Source organism: Pristimantibacillus sp. PTI5 (assembly GCF_048572955.1).
Classification (GTDB): Bacteria; Bacillota; Bacilli; order Paenibacillales; family Paenibacillaceae; genus Pristimantibacillus.
The window spans coordinates 4,760,130-4,782,162 of sequence record NZ_CP183886.1 but is presented as its reverse complement, the minus strand read 5'-3'; the positions used below and the strand labels follow the sequence as shown (position 1 = coordinate 4,782,162).

Here is a 22,033-nt window from a genome sequence, read left to right as displayed (position 1 = left end):
ATTATTATAGAAAAAGGCAATAAACGAATGATCGCCAGAACGCCGATCACTGGAATTGACAAGCTGGTGTTCGTCGTAAACCATCAATTTACAAACGCCCCCAACACGACGCAAATTGCAAGCGGTGCAGGCCGCAGCAGCGCTGCTGGCAACAACGCCGCTATTAAATCCCCGAATACGCAGCAGCAACAGAGCGTCGGGGCAGGAGGAACAGCCAAAAACAAATGGTTGAAAGGCGGCAATGGAGGACTTTATCATGGCAATACCCGGCCCGGAACGCGTCGTTGCCGCAAAGAAATTGTCATTGTCCTCAATGATCAGATCGTCAATCTTCCCAGAAATGCCGCTAACGCCTCGGCTACCCAGGTCGCAAGCGGAGGCGGAAAATACAGCACGAGCGGAACTAACTCTGCAATTGAAAGTGCAGGAACCAAACAGCAGCACGCTGTCGGTGGAGGCGGAACTGCTTTGAATAAATGGATCAGCAAGCGCAGGAAGAAATTGAGGTAGTGAATAGCAGACCAGTTTGTGAAAGGCCTTTCTTTGTAGGATGGCCTTTCTCACTCCATTTAAAATAGGTTTAGTGATTTAGGATGTTTAGGACTCATTGTTGCGTTATCCTGCCCTTTAGTTTATTAAAGGATTGATTAAATTATAATGTTGATATTTTACCTAAAGAATACCGCCGTAAGTTTAATGGACAGTTCCTATAAATGATACAAACAGTTCTTTCTTCTGATGATATTCAAGGGAATCCGAAGGCAATAAACCACATGCATACTCTATAACTACTTTCCGACCGAACAGCACTTTTTCTGTGGTCTTAACACCACAATCTTTGCAGTTAAAGCCACATCCATCCGATACGGTTTTCCGTTGTCCATCGAACTTGTTTGTAACTCTGTTTTCTGCGAAGCTTACAGTTACCCATGGTGCAAATATAATTCCTGCTACGATAAAAACAAGAACTACACTTAACATAATTTTTTTCATGGTTCACCCCCTGCAATACTTATTGTGTGTTCGTATTCAGGAATCCTGCCCGTTTAGTTTATCAAAGGAGTACTTTATGAAAAGGCTTTGACGGTGTCGACCAAGAAGCAGCCTCGCTCGAGAGCCAAACGAGGCCACCGAATGTATTGTTGTAAGGGTAACGATACTTTATTTCTTAGTTTGATAAATGGACTATGCTAATATGAACAAAAACGTTCACAAATCTGTTTGCCTAAACCGATCAATTCAAGATCATTAGAGCTCTTACGAAACCAGGTTATTAATAACTTATTGGATTAGCTAATATTTCACCATATTTCACGCTGATTATTCCATCACACATTGATTTACTATTTTGTGCCAAACGTGATCTAGCAAGTGATTGACTTTATCTCAAATGATTAATGATTTGCAGACCTGGGCAATGAAAACAAAATGCTGTATACCATCCTCCCGAATGGTATACAGCATTTTCAGGTCACTATGTTATCTTGAAAGAATTTTCTAAGAAAAATCCAATGGTTTCAGTGTTACACGGTTATCAAACATCCGATCATCTCGAACCAATGCGTTCGTCTCAATAACCTTCCAGTCCTGCCGATGCAGACGCTTCAAATACTGGACGATGTCATAGAACGAGTAACTGCGATTCGAGTTCAGCAGGTAAGTATCGAACTTGTGATTCAACGCGAGGTCTACGATCGTTTCTGCGGTTTCTTCCAAGAAGCTGCAGGATGGATACCATTGCGAGCTGGCCTCGATGTAGCTATTGTCCCGTTGGCTTCGGCACAGGAAATCAAACATATTGTTAGATCCTGTTTCGGAACCGATTTGCCAGCCTAATCGAAGAATATAAGCCTCAGGATATATTTGCTTCATCAATTTCTCGCATAGAATCTTATAAACGCCGTAGCTAGATACTGTGTCGGGACTGCTATCCGGCTTATAAGGCCCCGTCTTGTCCTCCGAGAACACCGAAACGGTGCTTGTGAACACCAGTTTTATGCCCAGCTTCTTTGTTGCTCTTGCAATATATTCCAGCCATTCGATCGGGCCAGTCGCGATATGGAAGAAAATGTCCGGATTCGTCTCTTCAATGAATCGATACACCTCTTCTTCGTTGTTGATGCCTACTAGTTCGCGGTTCCAGACCGTGACTTCAATATTTTTGCTCTTCAACTCTCTATTGACATAAGGTGCCACTGCACCGTTATTTCCCGTAATTATCGCTTTCATCGTAAACGACCACCTATGTTTTGTTATAATTTTACCTTTATTCGCCCCTGCCTTCAAACCTTCCACCATGTACTTCTGCAGCAGCAGGAACATTAAAAATAAAATCCATCCATGGGCCAATAAAATTGCTGACCGCTACGAATACGAGAATCGGAACCGACATCGGCAGCATGATTCTAAAAAACACTTTCGTGTTGGAAGCGCCGTCTATCTTGGCCGCTTCCTCCAAACTGCGGGGTAAGCCGTCAAAATACCCTTTTACCAGCCAGGCGTTGAAAGGAATTGAGCCATCGGCATACACCAGAATCAATCCCCACAAATTGTCTAATAGATTGATCTGCTGCTGCAGAATATAGATAGCGATCATGCCCATAAAACCAGGAAACATCTGAAGCACAAGCATCATCATTAGACCGTAACGGCGACCTGGAAACCGAAACCTCGAAAATGCGTAAGCAGCGGTTATAATTAGAATAGTAGAAAGACCATATTGAAGAAGGCAATCATCAATGTGTTTTTGAACCAGAGCCAATAAGGCGTTTCTGTAAACAAGGTTTTGAAATGCTCAAATCTAATCCGCTTCGGAATGAGCGTGCTTGAGAAAAGGAAGAGGATATGCTGTCATGAATAAGCCGAGAAAAACGTCGATTATGGAAGTCTTAATACTGTCGGCCATTTACGCTGTTTTATCCGTAACGGTCATTCTATGTTTGAAATCAAGGTTCAACTGACGCTATCATGTCTTACACAAGTCGCGCATTGGGGTCGTATTGTAACTAATCTGAAAAACGTTATCCTCGTTGCAATGTCCTGCATACCTTCTTACTGATGAATATGGCTTATGGCATCTACACGAAAAATTCGTCTATTCCTTTATCAAACTACCAATTGATCATTTGATAATTGGATAGACTCGTTTCGCCAGTTCAAACCCGATCGATAAGCAAATAATAAAATTAAATTCCAAATAATCAATTTAACATAATTCTTTTACTTCGTTACCTTTAAAGCCAAATTTGCAAAACTACTCCTTTACCGATCCAAGCGTAATCCCATGAACAAAGAATCGTTGCAAGAACGGATAGATCACTAGAATTGGAATCATGGCTATAAAGATCTTAGCCGCATTTAAGGTTTGGTTGGATAGTTCATTTAAGCGTTTCAAAGCTTCTGGATCATTGTTGATCGTCGTCAAATCCATCTGAACGACCATTTGTTGAATGTACGTTTGGAGTGGATAATTTTCTGGTTTCGTCATAAAAACCAAACCGCTGAAAAACTCATTCCAGTGACTGACTATGCTGAACAGTGTAACGGTGGCTAAAACCGGTACGGATAAAGGAATAATTAACTTAATCAGGGTATACCACGGTCCTGCTCCATCCACAAAAGCGGATTCTTCCAGCTCCTTAGGCAAATTCCTGAAGAAATTCAGGACCAGAATGACATTAAACATGGGTAAGCCGCCTGACAGCACCAATACCCAAACGCTGTCGATGAGTCCATATGCCTTCACAGTTTGATAGAGCGGGATAAGCCCTCCGCTGAACAGCATCATAAACACCAGTATCCACATAAGGACGTTTCTTAAACGAAATTCTTTGGTGCTCTTGGATAACGGGTACGCCATAAACACCGTAACTACAAAACTGAGGGAAGCCCCCAATACAACACGTTGAATGGATACCCAGAATGAGTTAAAAAAAACAGCATCCTTCATAATTTGCATGTATGAATTCAGATTGAACCCTATCGGCCATACGCTGACGATACCTGCTGCAGCTGCAGATTTTTGGCTCAGGGAAACCATCAATGTGTACCAGATAGGAAGGATACATAGAAGTGAAATGGCAACTAATAAGATAATAAGGATAAAATCGAATATTTTGGAGGCGGCACTCGTTTCTCTAATCATTTCAATGCTCCTTCGTTAAAAGATCCGGTAATTTGTAAATCGATTGGCAAGGTAATAAGATAATGTGATCAAGATAAAGCCCACAACGGATTTTAGCAAACCGACGGCCGTAGCCAAACCATATTGCAATTTCAACAGACCTTCGCGGTATACCCAGGTATCAATAATATCGCCGGTGGAATACACAAGCGGATTATACAAGTTAAAGATTTGATCGAATCCGGCATTCAGTACATTTCCTAGGCTTAAGATTAGAAGCAGCAAAGCGGTTGGCGCGATGCCTGGAACCGTAATATGCCTGAGCCGATGCCAGCGGTTTGCTCCATCCAGTGCCGCCGCTTCATATAAAGAGGGATTGATTCCTGTTAAAGCTGCCAAATAAATAATGGTATTAAAGCCAAACTCTTTCCATACATCACTTCCGACAACGAGATACGGGAACAACTCTGGTTTGCCCATAAATAGAATCGGATCAATATGGAATACAGACAACATGTTGTTAACCGGACCCGTAAAGGAGAAGACATCCATTATAATCCCGCTAAGAATGACCCATGACAGAAAATGTGGTAAATAGACTAAAGTTTGCACCCATCTTTTGAAGATGGCGACCCGTAATTCATTTAGCATTAGAGCAAAAATAACCGGTACAATAAGATGCGCCACCATCTTCATTAGTGCGATAAAAATGGTATTAAAAAAGATGATTTTACTGTCATTAAGCGCAAACATGTATTCGAAGTTTTCTAAACCGATCCATTCCGAGCCAAACACGCCGCGTACAGGCTGATAATCCTGAAAAGCAATAAGTACCCCGAACATCGGTACGATACTAAACATTATCAACCATGCATACCCCGGGAGAAGCATGAGATAGTAATGTTTTGCTAATCCTTTATTTTTCACAATACTGTCACTCCTTGTTTTCGTTGTAGAGAGATGCCGGTTCAGTGCAAGTGCTCTTATGCAAAAGCCTCTAGTTCAGTATAAACGCGATGTACGGCTCTCCGTGATAGATAGCGAGAGGGCATTCAGGTAGAGAAATGAAGGGAAATCAAGCAAGCACGAAAGCTGTTTGATCAATCATTTCTAACATCTATACGCCTGTCCATCCTACATTTGTCCACCTAAGCAATGAAAGACATAGGGAAAGGACGCCGTCTACATGTCGGCGTCCTTTCTGGTAACAGTTTTTATTTAATTGTTTTTGCGATTTCCTCTGTCACATCATCGCCGCCTTGTTTTTTCCAGTCCTTAACGAACTGATCAAAGGTATCAAGCGGTGCTGAACCCATAATAATTTTCAAGAACGTTTCTTTTTCCAGCTTGGCTAAGTTCGTCCACCTTTTCTCAACGGTTCCGGTACGTGTATAGGAAAGACTTTTGATTTTATTGAGATTTGGATCGGAATGGTTTCTAGCCCCAACCATGATGGAGTAGGCACGCATGAATTCTTTGTCGCTCTGATTCCAATATTGAATATCCAGGTTGTCATAAGGTTCTAATTTGGCATTTTTAATCGTTTCCAACGAATTTTTCAGCAATTTATATTCCGGCATGTCTGCGTAATCTTCCGGCGTCTTGGTCCCCGCCAATACCTCTTGCATAGCCTTATATTCAAAACCAATTTCGTCGAGCGGCGCAAAGTAGTTACGGATGAGCATGAAATCAGGCCCGTGTATCGCTTCGTCTCTCAAATAAAGATTATTCAGCTTAATTAGAGCCTCCGGATGCTCATATCCTTTCCGGACAACCAGGTAACCGTTCGATGGGTTAGTTACCTTGACGTTGTATTTGCCTTCCGCATCCAGCGGCGCCGCATAAGCCTGCCAGTTGGCTTTTGGATCGTTCTGCCATGCGCTCGGCAGCGGCCAGTATCCTCCATAGAAACCTTCGAAAAACATGCCCGCTTTACCAGCAATGACCGTCTCTTCGGCAGCTTTGCGAATGCCTATTTCTTTATCGATCAAACCGTTTGCATACATGTCCCGCAGCTTAGCAAGCGCATTTTTGGTCTCTGGCAGAATAGAACCATACGCTGGCTTACCGTCGTCGCCTTCAACCCAAAATCCCGGAAACGCATTAAAGGCTCCAAAAATCGGCGTTACATCGAAGGCGCCTGGGCCGGCAGTAAAATCATTGTATAATCCCGTACCCGCAGCGATACCGATGGTGTCCGCTTTACCGTTTCCATCAGGATCCTGCTCCACGAAGGCTTTCGCCACATTTTCCAGTTCTTCTACCGTTTTTGGAGGCTGGAGGCCGAGCTTATCGAGCCAGTCCTGACGGATCCACAGCATATTAAAGTCTTCTGCACCTACATGCGGAATAGCCATCATCTTTCCGTCAAAGGTAACCTGCTCAAGAGCAAGACCATTTGTACTTTCAATAATTCTTTTTACAGAAGGAGACGCATAGTTATTGTAAGCCTCCGTAAGATCTTCCAATTCCCCTGCTTTCACCATTTGATTCAACTGTACTTGGCTGACAACCATTGCATCAGGCAAATCATTGCTGGCAATGGACAAATTCATTTTCTGTTCAAAATTTTCTTTGGATACCTGCCACGCAATATCAATTTCGATATTGAGTTCTTCTTTCATTGCCGTTTTCCAGGCATTTTTCTCAAGTGTTTCCCCTTTAGTGGACTTGAAGGCCGGGTCTACGGAGTAAGCGGTTGTGATGGTTACCGGCTCTTCGTATTTACCGAACGGATCGGCAGGTGCAGCTGGTTTAGCACTTGCCTGCGGCTTTTCCACTGTTGGTTCATTTGATCCATTCGAACACGCTGATACCGCTACCATTGATGCTGCAAGCAACACCATGGTGATCTTTTTTAACATTGACGTCCCCTTCTTTCGCTAAGTTTTTGCCTCGTGTTCAGTATATACCTGAAAGTCGGCACTCCGAGATAGATAGCGAGAGGTGGTTCAGTTAGAGAAATGAAGGCAATTCATGCGCCAGGATCGCAAAATGGCAATTTGCTCCTAACAATTCCCTACCTATCATCATACATATATCTACCTGCATGGATTTCGGATCTCCTGTACTAATTCATTCGATTAGTTTGACGATATTCGCTTGGAAGTACGCCAGTTAATTCACGAAAAATCCTGCTGAAATATTTTTCATCCGAGTAGCCGGTTTGTTCCGCGATCCAAACAATGGTATGGTTCGTATTCAACAAATACTCTTTTGCCTTTTCTATTCGGATGGACCGGGAATAATCGTTGAACGTTTTTCCGATAATATCTTTAAAGCATTGGCTAAAATAACCCCGGCTTAAATTTAATCGTTGGGCTAATTCGGCTGCTGTAAGCTGCTCGCTTAATTCATCTTGCACCATTGAAACAGCCTTCGTGATGCAATCCATGATTTCTTGTGAATAAGCAGGATTTCCGATGGATTCCTGAATGCCCTTTCGGATCTTGCTTAACCATTGTTCAACTTGGAACCAAGAATGAACATTGTTGATCATTTGAATTTTTCTTAATTGAGTTTGAGTAAACCGACGGTTCCATTCGATTATAAGAGAATATAGAAGTCCTATTAATTGTTTCTCTTGCAGCCTCAGCGACTTCATTTCATGAACGAGTCTATTGAACGTAGTATCGTTATGGAACCATGTAGAGAACAGCCAGCCAGCCTTTACGTTTTCTAATGCTGATTCATCCGTTTCGGTGTGGACATGTATATCCTCACTCAGGGAAACGTTAATGATTTTGTGATCAGGATGATATTCATAAAATAAAACCTTCTCTTTATAAACCCTTAACCAGCGTTGCATATCCTTCCAGCTGTACCCGTCCTTGTCAGATAAAATAAGCAGCACGCTCTCCGGTTCCGCACGCGCCTTCTCCGACAATGTATTAAACACTTCACTTTGTTGTTCTTCTTTAGTAAACCACACAGAGCAGTTTCGATCCGCTTCCATCATGAAAGCATCTGCTGCAAGCTGCAGCTCATGAAGCCAATTATGTTCAATTTCACGGTCCAAGGATAACAGCGCATAGCCATACTTATTTTCGACAATTACTTGGTTCGGATTTAACGATTTTATGCTTTGACTTCTTTGTTCGTTAATACGTGCTGCTATTCGGCCAAGAATCTCTTCAAACTGTTCCTCTTCCATCTGCACCTTGGCAATATAATCGATTGCGCCAAGCCTAAGCGCTTCCTGTATATAATCGAAATTCTGGTGCAGCGTCAATACAACCATATGCAGATGCGGAAAGCGCATTCGCGCGATCCTCATAAGTTCAATGCCGGACATGACAGGCATGGAGAGGTCAGTAAGCAGCAAATCGACTAAATGTGATTCTAAAAACTCTAATGCCTTCTCACCATTACTCGCTTCTCCGATTACCTCCATGCCGAAATCTTTCCAAGGCATAAACGAAATCAGTCCTCTGCGAACTAGTTTATCATCATCTACCACAAGAACTTTTATCGACATCACGTATTCTCCCCGCTCAGAGGCAAAGTCAACAATACGCTAGTCCCCTTGCCGACTTCACTCTTTATTTCCAGACTCGCATTATCTCCATAACGTGCATCCAGCATTCGTTTAACATAATTCATGCCAATTCCCATCCCGACTTTCTTATGTTCAACCGTGCGATTATTCATAATCTCTTGGATCGTTTCTTCCTTCATCCCTGCGCCATTATCATGAATGGATATGCGAATATCTTTATCCAATGCGACACTAACCTCAATATATCCATCATCGCTTAAACCGTGATATAAAGAATTTTCAACCAATGGCTGCAGTATAAAGCGCGGCACGGGCTGTTTAAGGACACTCTCGTCCACTCCTATCCGAACATCAAACTGAAAATCGTACCTGATTTGCTGTAAAACAAGATACTGTCTAAGCGCATCGATCTCTTCCTCAATAGTTGATACTTGTCCCATTTTACCCAAGTTGTAGTACAACAGCTTGTTCAGCGACTTTACGAGCCGGTCAATCTCCTTTTGCCCGTTGATCATGGCCAACCAATGCACGGTATCAAGGGTATTCATCAAGAAGTGAGGGTTGATCTGATAGAGTAGTTTTTCCACTTCAAGATCTACACGTTTTTTCTCCTTTTGCTCTACTTCTTCGAATAAATTCCAGATCTGTTCCTTCATTTCGGAAAATTGTCTTAATAAATAATCAAATTCGGGAATGTTAGTTTTTTTAAGCTGCGGTTTTAAGCGATTTTGAGACATCCATTTAATCTCGGAATGAAAGAGGTTTAATGGCTTATATACCATCTTCCAAAGCACCCAAGCGAGCAAAACGGTCAGGCAAATAAAAAACAGCGAAACCAGCAATATTTGAAGCATCCATTGGTTTTTTTCTTTGTTATAGTCAGTCTGTGAAATAACGGAAACAACACTCCAATTTTGATTAGAGGTCTGCTTAAACCAGTAATGGTCTTTATATAAACCGGTCCCCTCCTCCTTCGAAAAATCGGGAAATTGTGCGCCGCTCACAAAAATTTCCGGAACCTCGCTATAAGCGATTCGGCCATTCCCGTCTAAAATAAGATGAGATAAGCCTCCTCCATATTCATTGTTGTCTAGAATGTTTTGGGTCAAGGAAAACCCGGTTTCAATATAGACATATACATCATCACGGTCCGGCAATCCTACCTTTCTTAACGCTGACAATACGATTTGATTATCAGACTCGTTCATACTTTTATGGGGACCGAAATACGTAATATCATAATACTTAGCAAGCAAAGGCAAAGAATTAAATGAAAATATTTCTTTTACAGGGAAGTTTTCAAATTGAATGACATCTTCTTTCTGGATATAGTAAAGTGCTAGTCCAATATTGGGGTTGGAAAAGGTTATCAAGTTCAGTTCACTTTTCAACTGATTTTTAGTTTGTACTCTTTGATAACGATCCAACGATTGGAACAAGACTTCGTCTATTTGTTTTACGATATTTCCGCCATATGCTAATTGTTGTGAAATATGATTTAGATTGCTTAAGGAATTGCCTAATGAAAGCTCCACTTGTCTCAGGTTACTGTTAATTCCGCTCTCAATTTTATTGTCAAATATCTTGTCAATCGTATAGTTCGAAATGATAAAAATACTTAAAAAGGGCACCAAAGAACTGACTAGGAATATTAAAAAAATTCTTTTCTTCAAAGTCATTTTCAACTACAACCTTCCCTATCTATAACTACTTTCATAATCGTATGCAAAAGCCAAAGAAGTAAAATATATTAAAAGTACCGGATCCTCCCCCCGAAAATTGGACATTCGTGACTACAAATTGTGCAATGCCACCAATATATTTTATTCGAGGTTTATTGCAGAATAATTTCCAAGATTTTCAACATTCTACTGAATGATACAAAAAGACTGTATATGATCCAGATTCATTGAGTTTGGATATTTTGATCAAGAAATTTCAAAGAAAAAAGCATTAGATTTACTATTTGGTCCAGAAGTAGTTTTTCAATAGCCTTTCTGCGGATACAAATTGTCATAACAAAAACTCCGCCTTTAGGCAGAGTTTTTGTCGAATTGCTTGCCTGAAGTTGCTTGTACGACCTCAAACGGGAGTCAGCCGTAATGCAATTGAATCTTAGCAAACATATCCTCCAGCGGATCAGCCGCTCATTCTGATCGTGCACATAAAGCATATCTTTCGTGATCCGCGGAGCAGGCTTCAATTCGTAGCCGCATTCGTGCTCGTCCAGAAGGACGCTGACGGCAGGCGAATCGCCCAGACTCCACATTTCCCTCTTAGGCCAGAGCGCCAGCCCGGCCTCCGTATAATAAAGACCGGTTCAATTCTATATAACATTTTATTAATGTAACCGCTGTTCATCTACTTCTACTCAAGAAGGAATAGAGACTGCTCTTCATTGTATCTCTCTATTCACCTGTAATGCCTGATTTATCTATGCTTTCCACGAACCATCTCTGTACATACAAATACATGAGAGCAAGCGGAATAATGGATAAAAGGGTTCCTGCAAAGACCTTAGCTTCGGTAAAATTAAGGTTCGGATTTTTGCTGAAATCGCCCCCGCCGCTCTCATTGACCACTTTGCCGAATGTATTCTGCAAATCTCCTAACAGCATGGGAACCGTCTGAATTTTACCTTCTAAATAAAAGGAGGTTAAAAAGGTTTCATTCCAATAGATCGAGAATCCGTACACGCCTACGATAATAAAAGCCGGACCTACCATCGGAAGCGCTATTTTCCAAAAAGTCCTTATAGCGCCCGCTCCATCAAGAAATGCAGCTTCCTCCAACGCCTTTGGGATCATCCTGAAGAACTGAAAGAAAATAAGGATAAAGAGAGCCGCCTGCTCTCCTTGACCGGTTAATGCAGGGACGACAAGTGCCCCGATATTCCCTTTTAAGTTTAATGCCATAAAAATTTCAAATCTCGGAATAAAGAATAACGTTTTTGGAACGATGTAAGTAAATAACAACAACATAAATACGATATTTTTACCTCTGAAATCGAAGCGCGCCAAGCCATACCCTACTAATGCGGAAGAGACAATGATACTTAATGTTGAAGTGCCTGCCAATAAAGCAGTCGTAACAAACGAGTTCGGCAGCTTCAAAGCCTTCCATGTCATCTCATAGTTAAAGGTATACAGACTGGAAGGCAGCCATTCGATGGTGTTATCAACCAAGTCCAAGTTTGACATTAAGCTTACCGACAACATGTAGAGCAGCGGATATAAGAAAACAAATCCGAAGACCGATAGAATCGTATAAGTAGTTGCTTTATATACCAGACCATCGCTGATTTGCATCCCGAAGAAAAACCTTTTAACTGACGGTGAGTACCGTTTGATTTGATTTTTGAAACGAAAATACATGTCTGTCGTTCACCTCCCTCTTGAGTTCCTGCTGCGAGTCGCATAATACAGGATGGCAATTAGTGCGATCTGAACTATGGAATAGAGGATGGAAAGCGCAGAGGCATATCCTTCACGCCTGGAGCCATCAAACTTGGATTCCATAATAATGGTATTGATCGGGTTAGCTTCGAAATTCGCCAGGAAAACGACTACATAGATAACGCATATACTTACCAACGGATACACGGTAGGCAAGGTGATTTTCCAGAAAGAAGTCCAAGGGGAAGCCCCATCGATAGACGCAGCTTCATACATGTCTTTGCCGATTTTCTGAAGCGCCGCCAGGAAAATTAAAATCGGAATGGCACTGTACCATAACAATTGAAGAATCAGTTCAAAGAGGTCGCCGATTAACAAAACTACACTTTTTGACGGTATAACCGCATAGAGCGTATCCAGAATAAATCGATTAGCAATAATCGACATTCCTCCATTTGTGCTCATATTTTCCATAAGTTCACCATTTAAAATAATGATGGGCAAGAAAAACAGCAACCGGAAAAACGACTTTCCTCTTATTTTTTGATTAAGCAGCATGGCAATTATGATCGACAGTGCAATAATGACCGGGACGTATAGCAGAGTACCAACAAAGAAATTTTGCGCTTCTATGACAAAGTCGATTTCTTCAAGTAAAATTCTCTTATAATTTTCCATACCGACCCAATTATATCTCCAACCTGTTTTGAGCCCAAAGGAAACCTTGTAGAAGCTCATGAAGATGGTTTTATATAACGGATACGCAACAAAAGCCAAAAAACCGATAATCCAAGGACTGATAAAGAGTAATCCTGTTAAGCTTTGCTTGCTCTTCATGCTCAAGCGGGTTTTAACGGGCCTAACTTTTTCCTTTTCCGTATTACCTTTAGCAGTAACAGTTGTCATAGTATCACAAACCCTTTTGATTTAATGTTCACATCTTCATGGATGTAATCCGAATCATTGTAATTAATAACTATTTTCCTGCCATTGTCATACTCGACCTCAACCACCCCAGCATCAATAATCGTATGATTGATCATTTCACTGCCCAAAACTTCATTTAACGCTTTGCTGACAGAGCTGTAATAGAAATCAATACGATCCTCCATATACTTTAATTCCGAGGTGTAAATATCATTGGACGCGGTACGTTTGATCTTATACGTCGATTCGCCTGTTAATACAAATGACGGATAGATCCCGAACTCAATTAACCTAAGCATCGTATCGGTGTCGTTGGATGAGAAATTCATATACGGCGAATACATATCTGCATATCCGCTTAAAACAAGCGGCACCAATGGAACCGTGGCATCGATGAATATGAGCTCAGAAGAAGTGATGGGTGCGTCATAATAATCGCTGATATATTTATAAAGATAAGCATCGGGCAAATAAACGCCGGTTTTAATGCCTTTTTCATTCAAATACTGCAATAAATTTTCCGAATAGGCCATTCCCTCGTTCGAATAACCGGTTATGCCTTTATCGTAATGAGTAAATAGATTGGCCCCTAAACCGTCCAGTGCCAGCGATCCGATCTTATACTTTTTATAAGCATTCAGATCCTTTTCCGCTAAAACAGTATAATATTTGGGATTATTCAAGTAGTTATATAATGATTTGCTTTCATTTAGCACATTTAAATCTTGTCTGTTCAGTTTGCTGGCTGTATATTTCGTTTTTTCATAATAGGATTTCACGTAATCCACATAATAGTTAAACTTGATATGATTGGAGGTAAAATAATCTGTTGTCTCCTTAAAATCGTCGCTTCCGCCCAGGTTCTTCATGACTTTGAACCGATAGGCAAGATCATCCTCGACAAAAGATTTAAAAGTAACGTTTAAATCATCATACCCTTTATCCAGCAGCGTCTTCACAATCTTCCCAGCTTGCTTATACTTCGTCGCCGTTACATTTTCTACACCCAGCGTTCCCATTGTGACTTCGTTATTAATAAAATCAATTTTCATCGGGACTTCATCGAGTGTCTCAGTCTTCTTCTTGCTTAACCCGTCTTTCTTTTCCAGGAAATTTCGATATTCCTTGGCAACCCCGACATAGTTTGCTTTTTTGTCGTTCAAGAAAACATATCGTTGAACCAGATCAAATTGATTCGGACGCTCTTGAAAGCCTAATACATGTTGATCTTGATTGGTCCTGCTTTGAAACTGGGCATAAGCCGTACGGTAATTATAAGTGAAATACGATTGATAATACTTCGTTTGCAAATCTCTGGACACATAATTGTAGGTCGCATAGCTATCCCCACTCTCCGCGATAACCAACACACCGGATTGATCAGCATCGTGAATAATGCCGTAGATTGGCAATGTCACTCTTTCCAAAGGTTTTACGGCTATCTTTCTGGAATTTTGAGTCGCGGTATTATCATAACCCGGATCTTGGCCATATACGGGGGCCGTATACCCGGTTGCATATTTGGGCGTTTCCTCTAATTTCACGATTGCTCCGGATCCGTCGGGAATGACCATATATCCGTCTTCCTTGTGGGCTGCGCTGCCGAAAAACGGATACAAAATAATTTCGCTTAATGAAATATCGTCGTTACCCGGCTTCCACAATTTAGGGTTGTACTCCTTTATGCTTTCACGAGGGATATTGATCATTAAGTCTCCCTGCTGAAGGGTAACAACAACATCAAATTTAATCTGGGCTTTCGTGAAATCAATCGTTGCGGTAAATCCGTTTTCTCTTAACTCATATGTCTTTTCCGCTTTATCGCCGAGCACCGTTCTCCGGCTAGGGGTGAATTTGTCGTACGTAATCAAAGAGATACCCGATTTCATGTACCCGGCGATTTCGGCACTGTATCCGGCCTCTTGCATATCAAGGTTGACATCATAGGAAAACCAGGTGTAACCGTTACATTTATCTTTGACTGCAATCGCAACACTCTCTTCTTCGAGATATAGCTCCAACTGTTCGTTTTCAGCTGCCTTTTTAAAGGTATCCGGAATTTCCGCTTCAGCTGCTTTGTTAGAACAGGTTTTCGACCTCTCGTTTACAACAATGTCTTCGTAGTTGCTCTGTGCTACAGCGACACCATATTCTACCTTCTGAAAATGATTCAACAAATAGTTTAATCCGAGTGCTGCCAGTATTAGACATACAATTCCGTATTTCAAGATTTTTTTTACCACCTGTTGATCGCCTCCGTAACCACATCTTGCGCAAAACCAACTAGTTGATTTCCGAGTGAATAAAAGACGAATAGGAACAATGCAATAATCAACATCGTAAATATACTTCTAAAAATGACATCGACCGTTTCGCCGACTTCATAATTATGGATGTCTTTTATCATAAAAAACATTAAAAATGCGATCCAAATGGTCATCGCTTGAACCGGCAAATGGTAAAATACCGACTGTTCTAATGTTAATCCGTTACTAAATAGAATGAGCAGCGGCATGATGACAAGCACCGGGCTCAAGGAGTATGCCGTAGCATTATAGACATCCTTGAATTTCCCCTCGCCGTCAGTGATCGAACAAATTAAGTAGTTGGACAGTACCCACAGAGCGGCAAGCCCGATCATAACCGATAATTCATTCAGGAAGTATCCCTGCTTCGGTACAAATAATAGATTGGCGTATTCATAATGCACGATACACAGAATGACGACCAGAAGGTATATTAGGGTTGACGATTTTCTGGACACTCTGTTCTCGTACTGGATTTGATAAAATGCCTCTAACGGCTGCTTTAAGAAAGTAAATATAAATAACAAATCGTCAATCATTTTAATTCTTCTAACGGCCCTTAGCTGCCCGGTTATCCTTGAACCGTACCCATATTTTTTATTTAAAAATTTATGGACATAACCAATAATCAAGATAGCAAGAAAGATGGTGAATACAATGTCCAAGTTGTTTTGCAGCCAGGATTGACGAATTTCCCAAAAGGCTTCCGATATGCCCGTATTATATTGCGCGTCACGGTATTCGTCATTGGCTCCCGACGCGTCGCCTTCACGAAGGTAGGCGTTACCTAAACCAATATGGGCGTTATCAAATAGCGAGTTACGCTGAAGCGTATACTCCCATAGCTCTTTACTCTTTGTATAGTCTCCGTCTTGATAGGCATCCATTGCATGATGAATGGCATCGGCGAATTCCGTTGAGCGATAGGTCTGGATCAGCTTCGTTCCCTGATCGACGACAAGCAGCTCATCGGAAGAATTGGAGGCCATGCTTACAGGCAAGTTCAGAAGGCCTAGCCGACTAGAATTAAAGTCTTTTCCTCCAAACAAGAACAACAAATTACCATTGGTATCATACTCATAAATCCAGCCTTCCGAGCTTACGGAAAAAACATTATTGTGCTTTCCGATCCAAACGCTTTCCATCGCGAACGAACCGACCATACCATCCGGAAAATAGTTCGTTCCCGATACGTTAAACTTCTTTATCGGATTGGTTTCAACGGATGAAGTAACTGTATAAATAAATCCTTTCTTATCAATCGCAATATTGCTAGGCACATCGGGAAATACCTTCTCCATTTTCGCTTCCTGTACTTCCGTCAGAAAAACAGACCTAAGCTGATCCAGAAAAGGCACCTTTAACGGATTGGCTCCAAAGAAGGTAATAAACTCCCCGTCTCTACTTAACATAATCAAGCCGTTTACGGAACCGGTGCTTCTAACATACATATTGCCTCTCACGTCAACGGCAATATGAGTCGGTTTGAACTCATATCCTTCAGCGAAAATCGGTGAATCCGGTTTGCCTATTTCCTGTACAAAAGCAAATGTTTCTTTATTAAAAATGAAAATTTTGCTCTTTGACGCATCTACCACATAAATAGATTCATCCGTTACAAAAGTGCTTTTTATAGCAGAGAACTTGTCGCTAGCCAATTCTCTGTAATAGCGGTAGTTGTTATCTAAAATATAAACTTTATTTTTTGCGCTATCCGTAATGTAAACGTAATCCTGAGCATCGATAAACACGTGCTCAGGCATTTCCAGCTTTTCACCGTTAATAACACTTATTTGCTTAACGGGCGTATAGGCGTCCTGAGTTTTAATAATGTAGCCATCGCTATCGCTTGTATAGGTATAATAGGGTGCATCGGCAGCTGCGTACGCATGAAACGTAAAAAAATAAAACAAAACAATCGCTGCAACAAATCTCAACGGACCAAGTATTCTCTTTTTTTGCATATTACTTAATCCCCGTATGAGCCATGGAATCCATGACTTTATTTTGTAAAATGATAAACAATATCAAGTTAGGGACAAACATCACTAGTCCAGCTACAGCTCCTAATCCGGCGCCGGCTACGATGTTTCCTGATTGAGAGATCAACGTATTCAAGTAAAATGGAAGAGTTCTTAATGACTCATCATCCATAAAAATGGTCGAGCTTTCAACGTTGCCCCAGCCTGCCTGAAAAGTTAATATAGCAACGGTAACAAGCGCGGGCTGCACAAGGGGCAGCATAACATGCCAATAGACTCTCCAGTTCCCTGCTCCGTCGATTTTCGAGGCTTCAATCAGATCGTCCGGAATTTGATCCATAAATTGTTTGATTAAAAATATGCCAATCGGCATCGCTAACATCGGTATGATGTGCGCGAGATAAGTATTGAATATCCCCAGATTATCAATAATCAAAAATCTCGGAATTGCAACCGCTACCGGAACGAACATCAATGCCATTGTATTAGCTTTATTAAAAGGATGTTTCCCTTTAAAGTGCAGTTTCGATAATGCAAAAGCCGCTAAAGAGCTTACGAGCAGCGTAAGCAAAATAACGATCGTCGTCATGAACAAGCTGTTAAAAACATATCTGGATAGAGGAATTCCCGATTCAGCAGAAAAATTGAACAGCAATCGAAAATTTTCTAACGTCGGGTTATTCACGAGAAACCGGGGAGGATACGCAAATAACTCTGTGAATGGTTTGAAAGCATGATTAACGATAAATACGATAGGAAGCGCCACAAAAATAGACAATATTATTAAAAACAGATGAAAATTGAATTGATCCTTATGAAATTTATTAGGGTTGATTTTAACCAAGCTTATCACCACGCTAACGAAGAGTATAAAAGGCTACTTGTTATCTCCGAACAATTTGTAACTGATCTTATTGAACAAAATAACGATATACAAAAGGACAACAGTGACTGCAGACGCATAGCCCATTTCAAACCGGACAAAGCCAAAATCATTGGCGTGGTCTACGATCAACCAGCCGGCATACTGCGGAGGAGGCGTTCCTCCGCTAAGGGTCGCCGCAATACCCGATGCATTAAATGTACCGATAATAGCCATAACTGCTCCGAATAACATTTGCGGCTTCATCGACGGGATCGTAATATAAAAGATTTCCTGCCAGCGGTTACGAATGCCGTCAATGTACGCTGCTTCATACAGCGTTTTATCAATATTCAGCAATCCGGCTAACATCGCCAGAAAGCCAACGCCCATACTTCCCCAGACGCCGATTAAGATCATGATCGGCACGAGCAATTCAGGCGACTTCAGCCATTGCAGCGGCTCCTGAATGATGTTCATATTTAGAAGCCAATAATTTAAGTAGCCCGCTTGATCTCCGCTGAACAATACTTTCCATACGACCGTCATCATGATCGGACCCGTCACGGAAGGAGAATAAATGATTACCGTATAAATCGTTCTGATTTTATGGGGAACCTGCGAAAGCATCCACGCAAGCATGAAAGCCAGCATATACCCGATTGGCCCTACGATTACGGCATACATTAAGGTGTTGGTTACGGCATGCTGCAAAAATACAGTGTCGCCGGTAAACAAATCGATATAATTTTGAAATCCAACAAATTTTGGAGCCTGTACCGTATTAAAATAAGTAAAAGACATCGCCATCGCGATCGTTACCGGCAAAATAATTAATAGCGTAAATAATAGAGCGTAAGGCAAAATAAACAGATAAGGAGAATCTGCCAGCCTTTTAAGGCCGTGTTTAAATTGTCGGTTTCCCCCAATGCTATTTTCCATTTATTTTCACCCAATCTTCTACATTATTTATCGTTGGAACAACGTAAGGTTTGATTAATTTATCGTTCTCGATATAACCAAACTCTTTCAATTTCCGTTCCAATTCCCTGTTGATTGTTTTTACCGCATTGTCGATTGCAACCCGCGGATTTTGCCTATCGAACACCACTTTATTCCAGGCATTGCTGATTTCACGTTCCAGCACATAATCTCCAGGCACTTTGCCTGTTGCTTGAATCCATTTCCATTGCTCCAAAATGACGTCTTTGGAGTCGGAAGGCCAAGCACTCTTCGCAAACCCTTCAAGGTTTGCCGTCATATACAAGAACTTTTCTCCCAAGGTAGCTTGAATATCGTATGAGAATGCACTCTGCGTATCAGCGCTTGCCCACCACTTAATAAACTCCCATGCCGCTTCCTTCTTTTTGCTGCTTTTAAAGATGACGCTTGAGCTTCCATAAGTCGGATCCCAGCGTTCGATAACGCCTTGTTCGTTTTTAATCCCCGGAATCGGAAGCACTCCCCACTGTCCGGCCAACTCAGGCGCAGCATTTTTCAATTGAATGTACGTATTCGCGTCGCCTATACCAACGGGCGTTTTGCCGTTCCGGAAGTTTTGGAAAAACTCGGATGTTGTGATCGGTATGTTGTATACGGTAAAGAGGTTCGTCATAAATTCAAATGCTTGATATGCGCCTTCTTTATTAACGACCGCCTGACTGCCAGTCGTATCGTATAATTGGCCGCCGAACTGATAAATGAATGGCGTCGTAACGTCAAAACCTTTGTAAGCGTTATCTGAACCGAGCGGCGTGTAAAAATTCATATCGTATTTTTGAAGCATAGGAACGAGGCTAATGACATCATCCCATGTTTGAGGCGGTTGTTCCCCCAGGAAACTCATAATATCCTTACGGTAAAATAGTAATTTGACATCTTGCGTTTCTGGGAAGGCATATACGCCTTTGTCATAAATGAACGGTATAAAGGCGCTTGGATCGTATTGCCCGGCCAATTCGTAAAACCCGTCGTACGTTCTTAAATTTTCGATGATGCCCCGCAAAGCAAGTTCGAACGGTTTCCCGTGGCTGACGCCCAAGGCCGCGTCAGGCGTGCTGCCTGCTGCATTCGATAAAACGATTTTGTTTTCATCCGGCAAGAGAGACAGGTTGATCTTAATGCCCGTTTTAGGCGTAAATTCCTCATCAATCATCCGCTGCATCATTTCTACATATAATCTGGACTGATTTACCCAAATGTCGATGGCATCATCGTCAACCTTGGCAGCCTGAGCAAATCTTGGATTATAAAAAGAATAGAAGAAAGCTTTTATGCTTTCCGCAGCGCTGGTAAAGATCCCGGCTTTAGACGCTGGCAGCTCGCCGCCGTTGTGAACGTAAATTTTATCCAAGTGCATTGGATTATAAACTAACATGGGAAGAATCGTTTTTATTTTGCCGTAGGCAGAAGATTGTCCCTCGTTGAACTTGTTCATATAATGCGGCAAATCTTCCGGATTTTTTATAAATCCGCCGATCAACTCTTCGGCAATTTCAAGTTCTGCAATGACCGGCAAATCTTTGTTTTTGGTCTGTTCGATCAAGGCAAGCTTTTGCTCTTGGATTTTGCCTGCGATTCCTTGCAGATAGGTCGTGATCTCAGGGATATATTTTTCGATTTTCCACTTTCGTTCTTTATCGACAAGACCGCCGGTTAATCGATTTACGTCCTGTGCGGTGGAATCGATCGCTTCCAAAGTCATCAGCAGCTCATGATAAATGTCTCCTATTTTTGAGTTGTCTATGGACAGCGTAAGGGTGTGGTCGCCTTTATCCAAATAAATTTGATAAGGCTCCCCTTTTTCATCCTGCAGCGTTTCATTTTTCCAGCCGCTGGAATAGTTGAAATTGTAATGCTCCAATTCTTTGAAAGGAACATCCCCGTCGATTTCAATTTTTCTGTGCGTCGGCATCCCGCTATTTGTGTCTTGTGAATATTTAAACGTTAATTGATAAAACCCGCTTTCTTCAGCAGTAAATGAATACGACACGCGATCTCCGCTATCCCCGAACGAATAGCCGTCTAATGCGTTCATTACTCTATGTTTATACGCATATGGCGTAACTTGCGGATCTCTAACATATTTTGTGCGGATGCTTTGTTTGCTTTTAAGTGAAATATTTTCAGCTTCAATCGTAATGATATGGTTCGAACCGTCTTCCGGCCCTTTTTGGATTGCACGGTATTTGTCATACGTTTCAATGGAGGAATCTGTATTTTTAAGCTCTATCTTACCGATCAATAGATGTCCTTCGTTCAGTTTGATGCGGATCGAATTTTTCCCTTTATTCAGTTTAAACTTCAACGGTTCGGTAAAAAAGAAATTGGGATCAACCAAACCTTCGTTTTTCCAGCGTGAGAGTATTTCCGATCTCGGCGTCAATTCATCGCCAAACCGGTCAAGCTTTTGGCCGCCTTCTTTGGGTTGCCAATCAATGAGAAGCTTTAATTCGTTCATCTCGTTGTACTGATTCAGACCGTTCACATCGACGTCCAGCTCCGGCTTTAGTGCCGTTTGTTCCAAAATGTAATAATCAAACCATATTTCATATAGTCCTTCCGAATCCACGTCTACATCAAAAATTAGAACATCTTTTGGTGCAAGATAAGCTGCTTCGCTTCCATAGCCTTTGCTTTTCGACTTGTCGTATACTTTTCCGCCATTCATCTGTGCAATAGGTATCGTGTATGTTTGCTTCGGGACTGCTGCATTCGTCTCTTTCCACTTTTTAATGACACTGTAATAGTTGCTGGCATCGTTATAGCTGTTCGTATACGCTTCTACAGTGGCTATATTGCGTTCAAAATCGGCTTGGGACAATAGTTTTAAAGAATCGTCGTCCTTCAAATTATTTCTGCCGACAAACAAAACAACTGCCATCGCGATCATGAAAATACCGGTAACTACATACACGATTTTCTTTTTTTTCTTCATTAT

The 22,033-nt window shown here is 41.5% G+C and carries 16 protein-coding genes; 1 reads left to right on the top strand and 15 read right to left on the bottom strand.

Annotated features, from left to right (window positions below; genetic code table 11):
* The first annotated feature begins 27 nt into the window (after positions 1-27).
* Complete coding sequence (locus ACN6MW_RS21400) at positions 28-510, top strand: hypothetical protein (protein WP_419876409.1); 483 nt, start codon at positions 28-30, stop codon at positions 508-510.
* Between the two features lie 183 nt (positions 511-693).
* Here the strand turns inward: ACN6MW_RS21400 and ACN6MW_RS21395 are convergent, their stop codons facing one another.
* From ACN6MW_RS21395 to ACN6MW_RS21325, 15 genes are all read right to left on the bottom strand, one after another.
* On the bottom strand, positions 694-993 hold the full coding sequence (locus ACN6MW_RS21395; RefSeq protein ID WP_419871974.1) for a hypothetical protein: 300 nt from the start codon (positions 991-993) through the stop codon (positions 694-696).
* Positions 994-1,497: 504 nt separating this feature from the next.
* On the bottom strand, positions 1,498-2,229 hold the full coding sequence (locus ACN6MW_RS21390; protein ID WP_419871973.1) for a sugar nucleotide-binding protein: 732 nt from the start codon (positions 2,227-2,229) through the stop codon (positions 1,498-1,500).
* A gap of 37 nt (positions 2,230-2,266) precedes the next feature.
* Positions 2,267-2,638 (bottom strand): ABC transporter permease subunit, encoded by a 372-nt coding sequence (locus tag ACN6MW_RS21385; RefSeq protein WP_419871972.1) that lies wholly within the window; start codon positions 2,636-2,638, stop codon positions 2,267-2,269.
* 615 nt (positions 2,639-3,253) lie between these two features.
* A complete protein-coding gene (locus ACN6MW_RS21380) occupies positions 3,254-4,144 on the bottom strand; it encodes a carbohydrate ABC transporter permease (RefSeq protein WP_419871971.1) in 891 nt (296 codons plus the stop codon).
* A 15-nt stretch (positions 4,145-4,159) separates the two neighbouring features.
* Positions 4,160-5,050, bottom strand: coding sequence for an ABC transporter permease (locus tag ACN6MW_RS21375; protein WP_056635182.1), 891 nt, complete (start codon positions 5,048-5,050; stop codon positions 4,160-4,162).
* Between the two features lie 287 nt (positions 5,051-5,337).
* Positions 5,338-6,987, bottom strand: a complete 1,650-nt coding sequence (locus tag ACN6MW_RS21370) for an extracellular solute-binding protein (protein WP_419871970.1) — start codon at positions 6,985-6,987, stop codon at positions 5,338-5,340.
* Between the two features lie 206 nt (positions 6,988-7,193).
* Entirely contained in the window at positions 7,194-8,600 is a 1,407-nt protein-coding gene (locus ACN6MW_RS21365; protein WP_419871969.1) for a response regulator transcription factor, read from the bottom strand.
* Positions 8,600-10,300, bottom strand: a complete 1,701-nt coding sequence (locus tag ACN6MW_RS21360) for a histidine kinase (RefSeq protein ID WP_419876408.1) — start codon at positions 10,298-10,300, stop codon at positions 8,600-8,602. Before ACN6MW_RS21360 ends, ACN6MW_RS21365 begins: the two co-directional genes overlap by 1 nt.
* A 729-nt stretch (positions 10,301-11,029) precedes the next feature.
* Positions 11,030-11,995, bottom strand: coding sequence for a carbohydrate ABC transporter permease (locus ACN6MW_RS21355; protein WP_419871968.1), 966 nt, complete (start codon positions 11,993-11,995; stop codon positions 11,030-11,032).
* A gap of 9 nt (positions 11,996-12,004) precedes the next feature.
* Positions 12,005-12,922 carry a carbohydrate ABC transporter permease gene (locus ACN6MW_RS21350; RefSeq protein WP_419871967.1) on the bottom strand — a complete coding sequence of 306 codons (918 nt, stop codon included), beginning with the start codon at positions 12,920-12,922 and terminating at the stop codon, positions 12,005-12,007.
* Positions 12,919-15,186 (bottom strand): DUF5696 domain-containing protein, encoded by a 2,268-nt coding sequence (locus ACN6MW_RS21345; RefSeq protein ID WP_419871966.1) that lies wholly within the window; start codon positions 15,184-15,186, stop codon positions 12,919-12,921. The genes ACN6MW_RS21350 and ACN6MW_RS21345 overlap by 4 nt, the downstream gene beginning before the upstream one ends.
* Positions 15,180-17,213, bottom strand: coding sequence for a YIP1 family protein (locus ACN6MW_RS21340; RefSeq protein ID WP_419871965.1), 2,034 nt, complete (start codon positions 17,211-17,213; stop codon positions 15,180-15,182). Before ACN6MW_RS21340 ends, ACN6MW_RS21345 begins: the two co-directional genes overlap by 7 nt.
* 1 nt (position 17,214) lies before the next feature.
* The gene (locus tag ACN6MW_RS21335) at positions 17,215-18,084 is read right to left on the bottom strand and encodes a carbohydrate ABC transporter permease (protein WP_419871964.1); all 870 of its coding nucleotides are present in this window, start codon (positions 18,082-18,084) and stop codon (positions 17,215-17,217) included.
* A gap of 24 nt (positions 18,085-18,108) precedes the next feature.
* On the bottom strand, positions 18,109-19,035 hold the full coding sequence (locus tag ACN6MW_RS21330) for a carbohydrate ABC transporter permease (protein WP_419871963.1): 927 nt from the start codon (positions 19,033-19,035) through the stop codon (positions 18,109-18,111).
* Positions 19,025-22,030, bottom strand: a complete 3,006-nt coding sequence (locus ACN6MW_RS21325) for an extracellular solute-binding protein (protein WP_419871962.1) — start codon at positions 22,028-22,030, stop codon at positions 19,025-19,027. Before ACN6MW_RS21325 ends, ACN6MW_RS21330 begins: the two co-directional genes overlap by 11 nt.
* Positions 22,031-22,033: the final 3 nt, after the last annotated feature.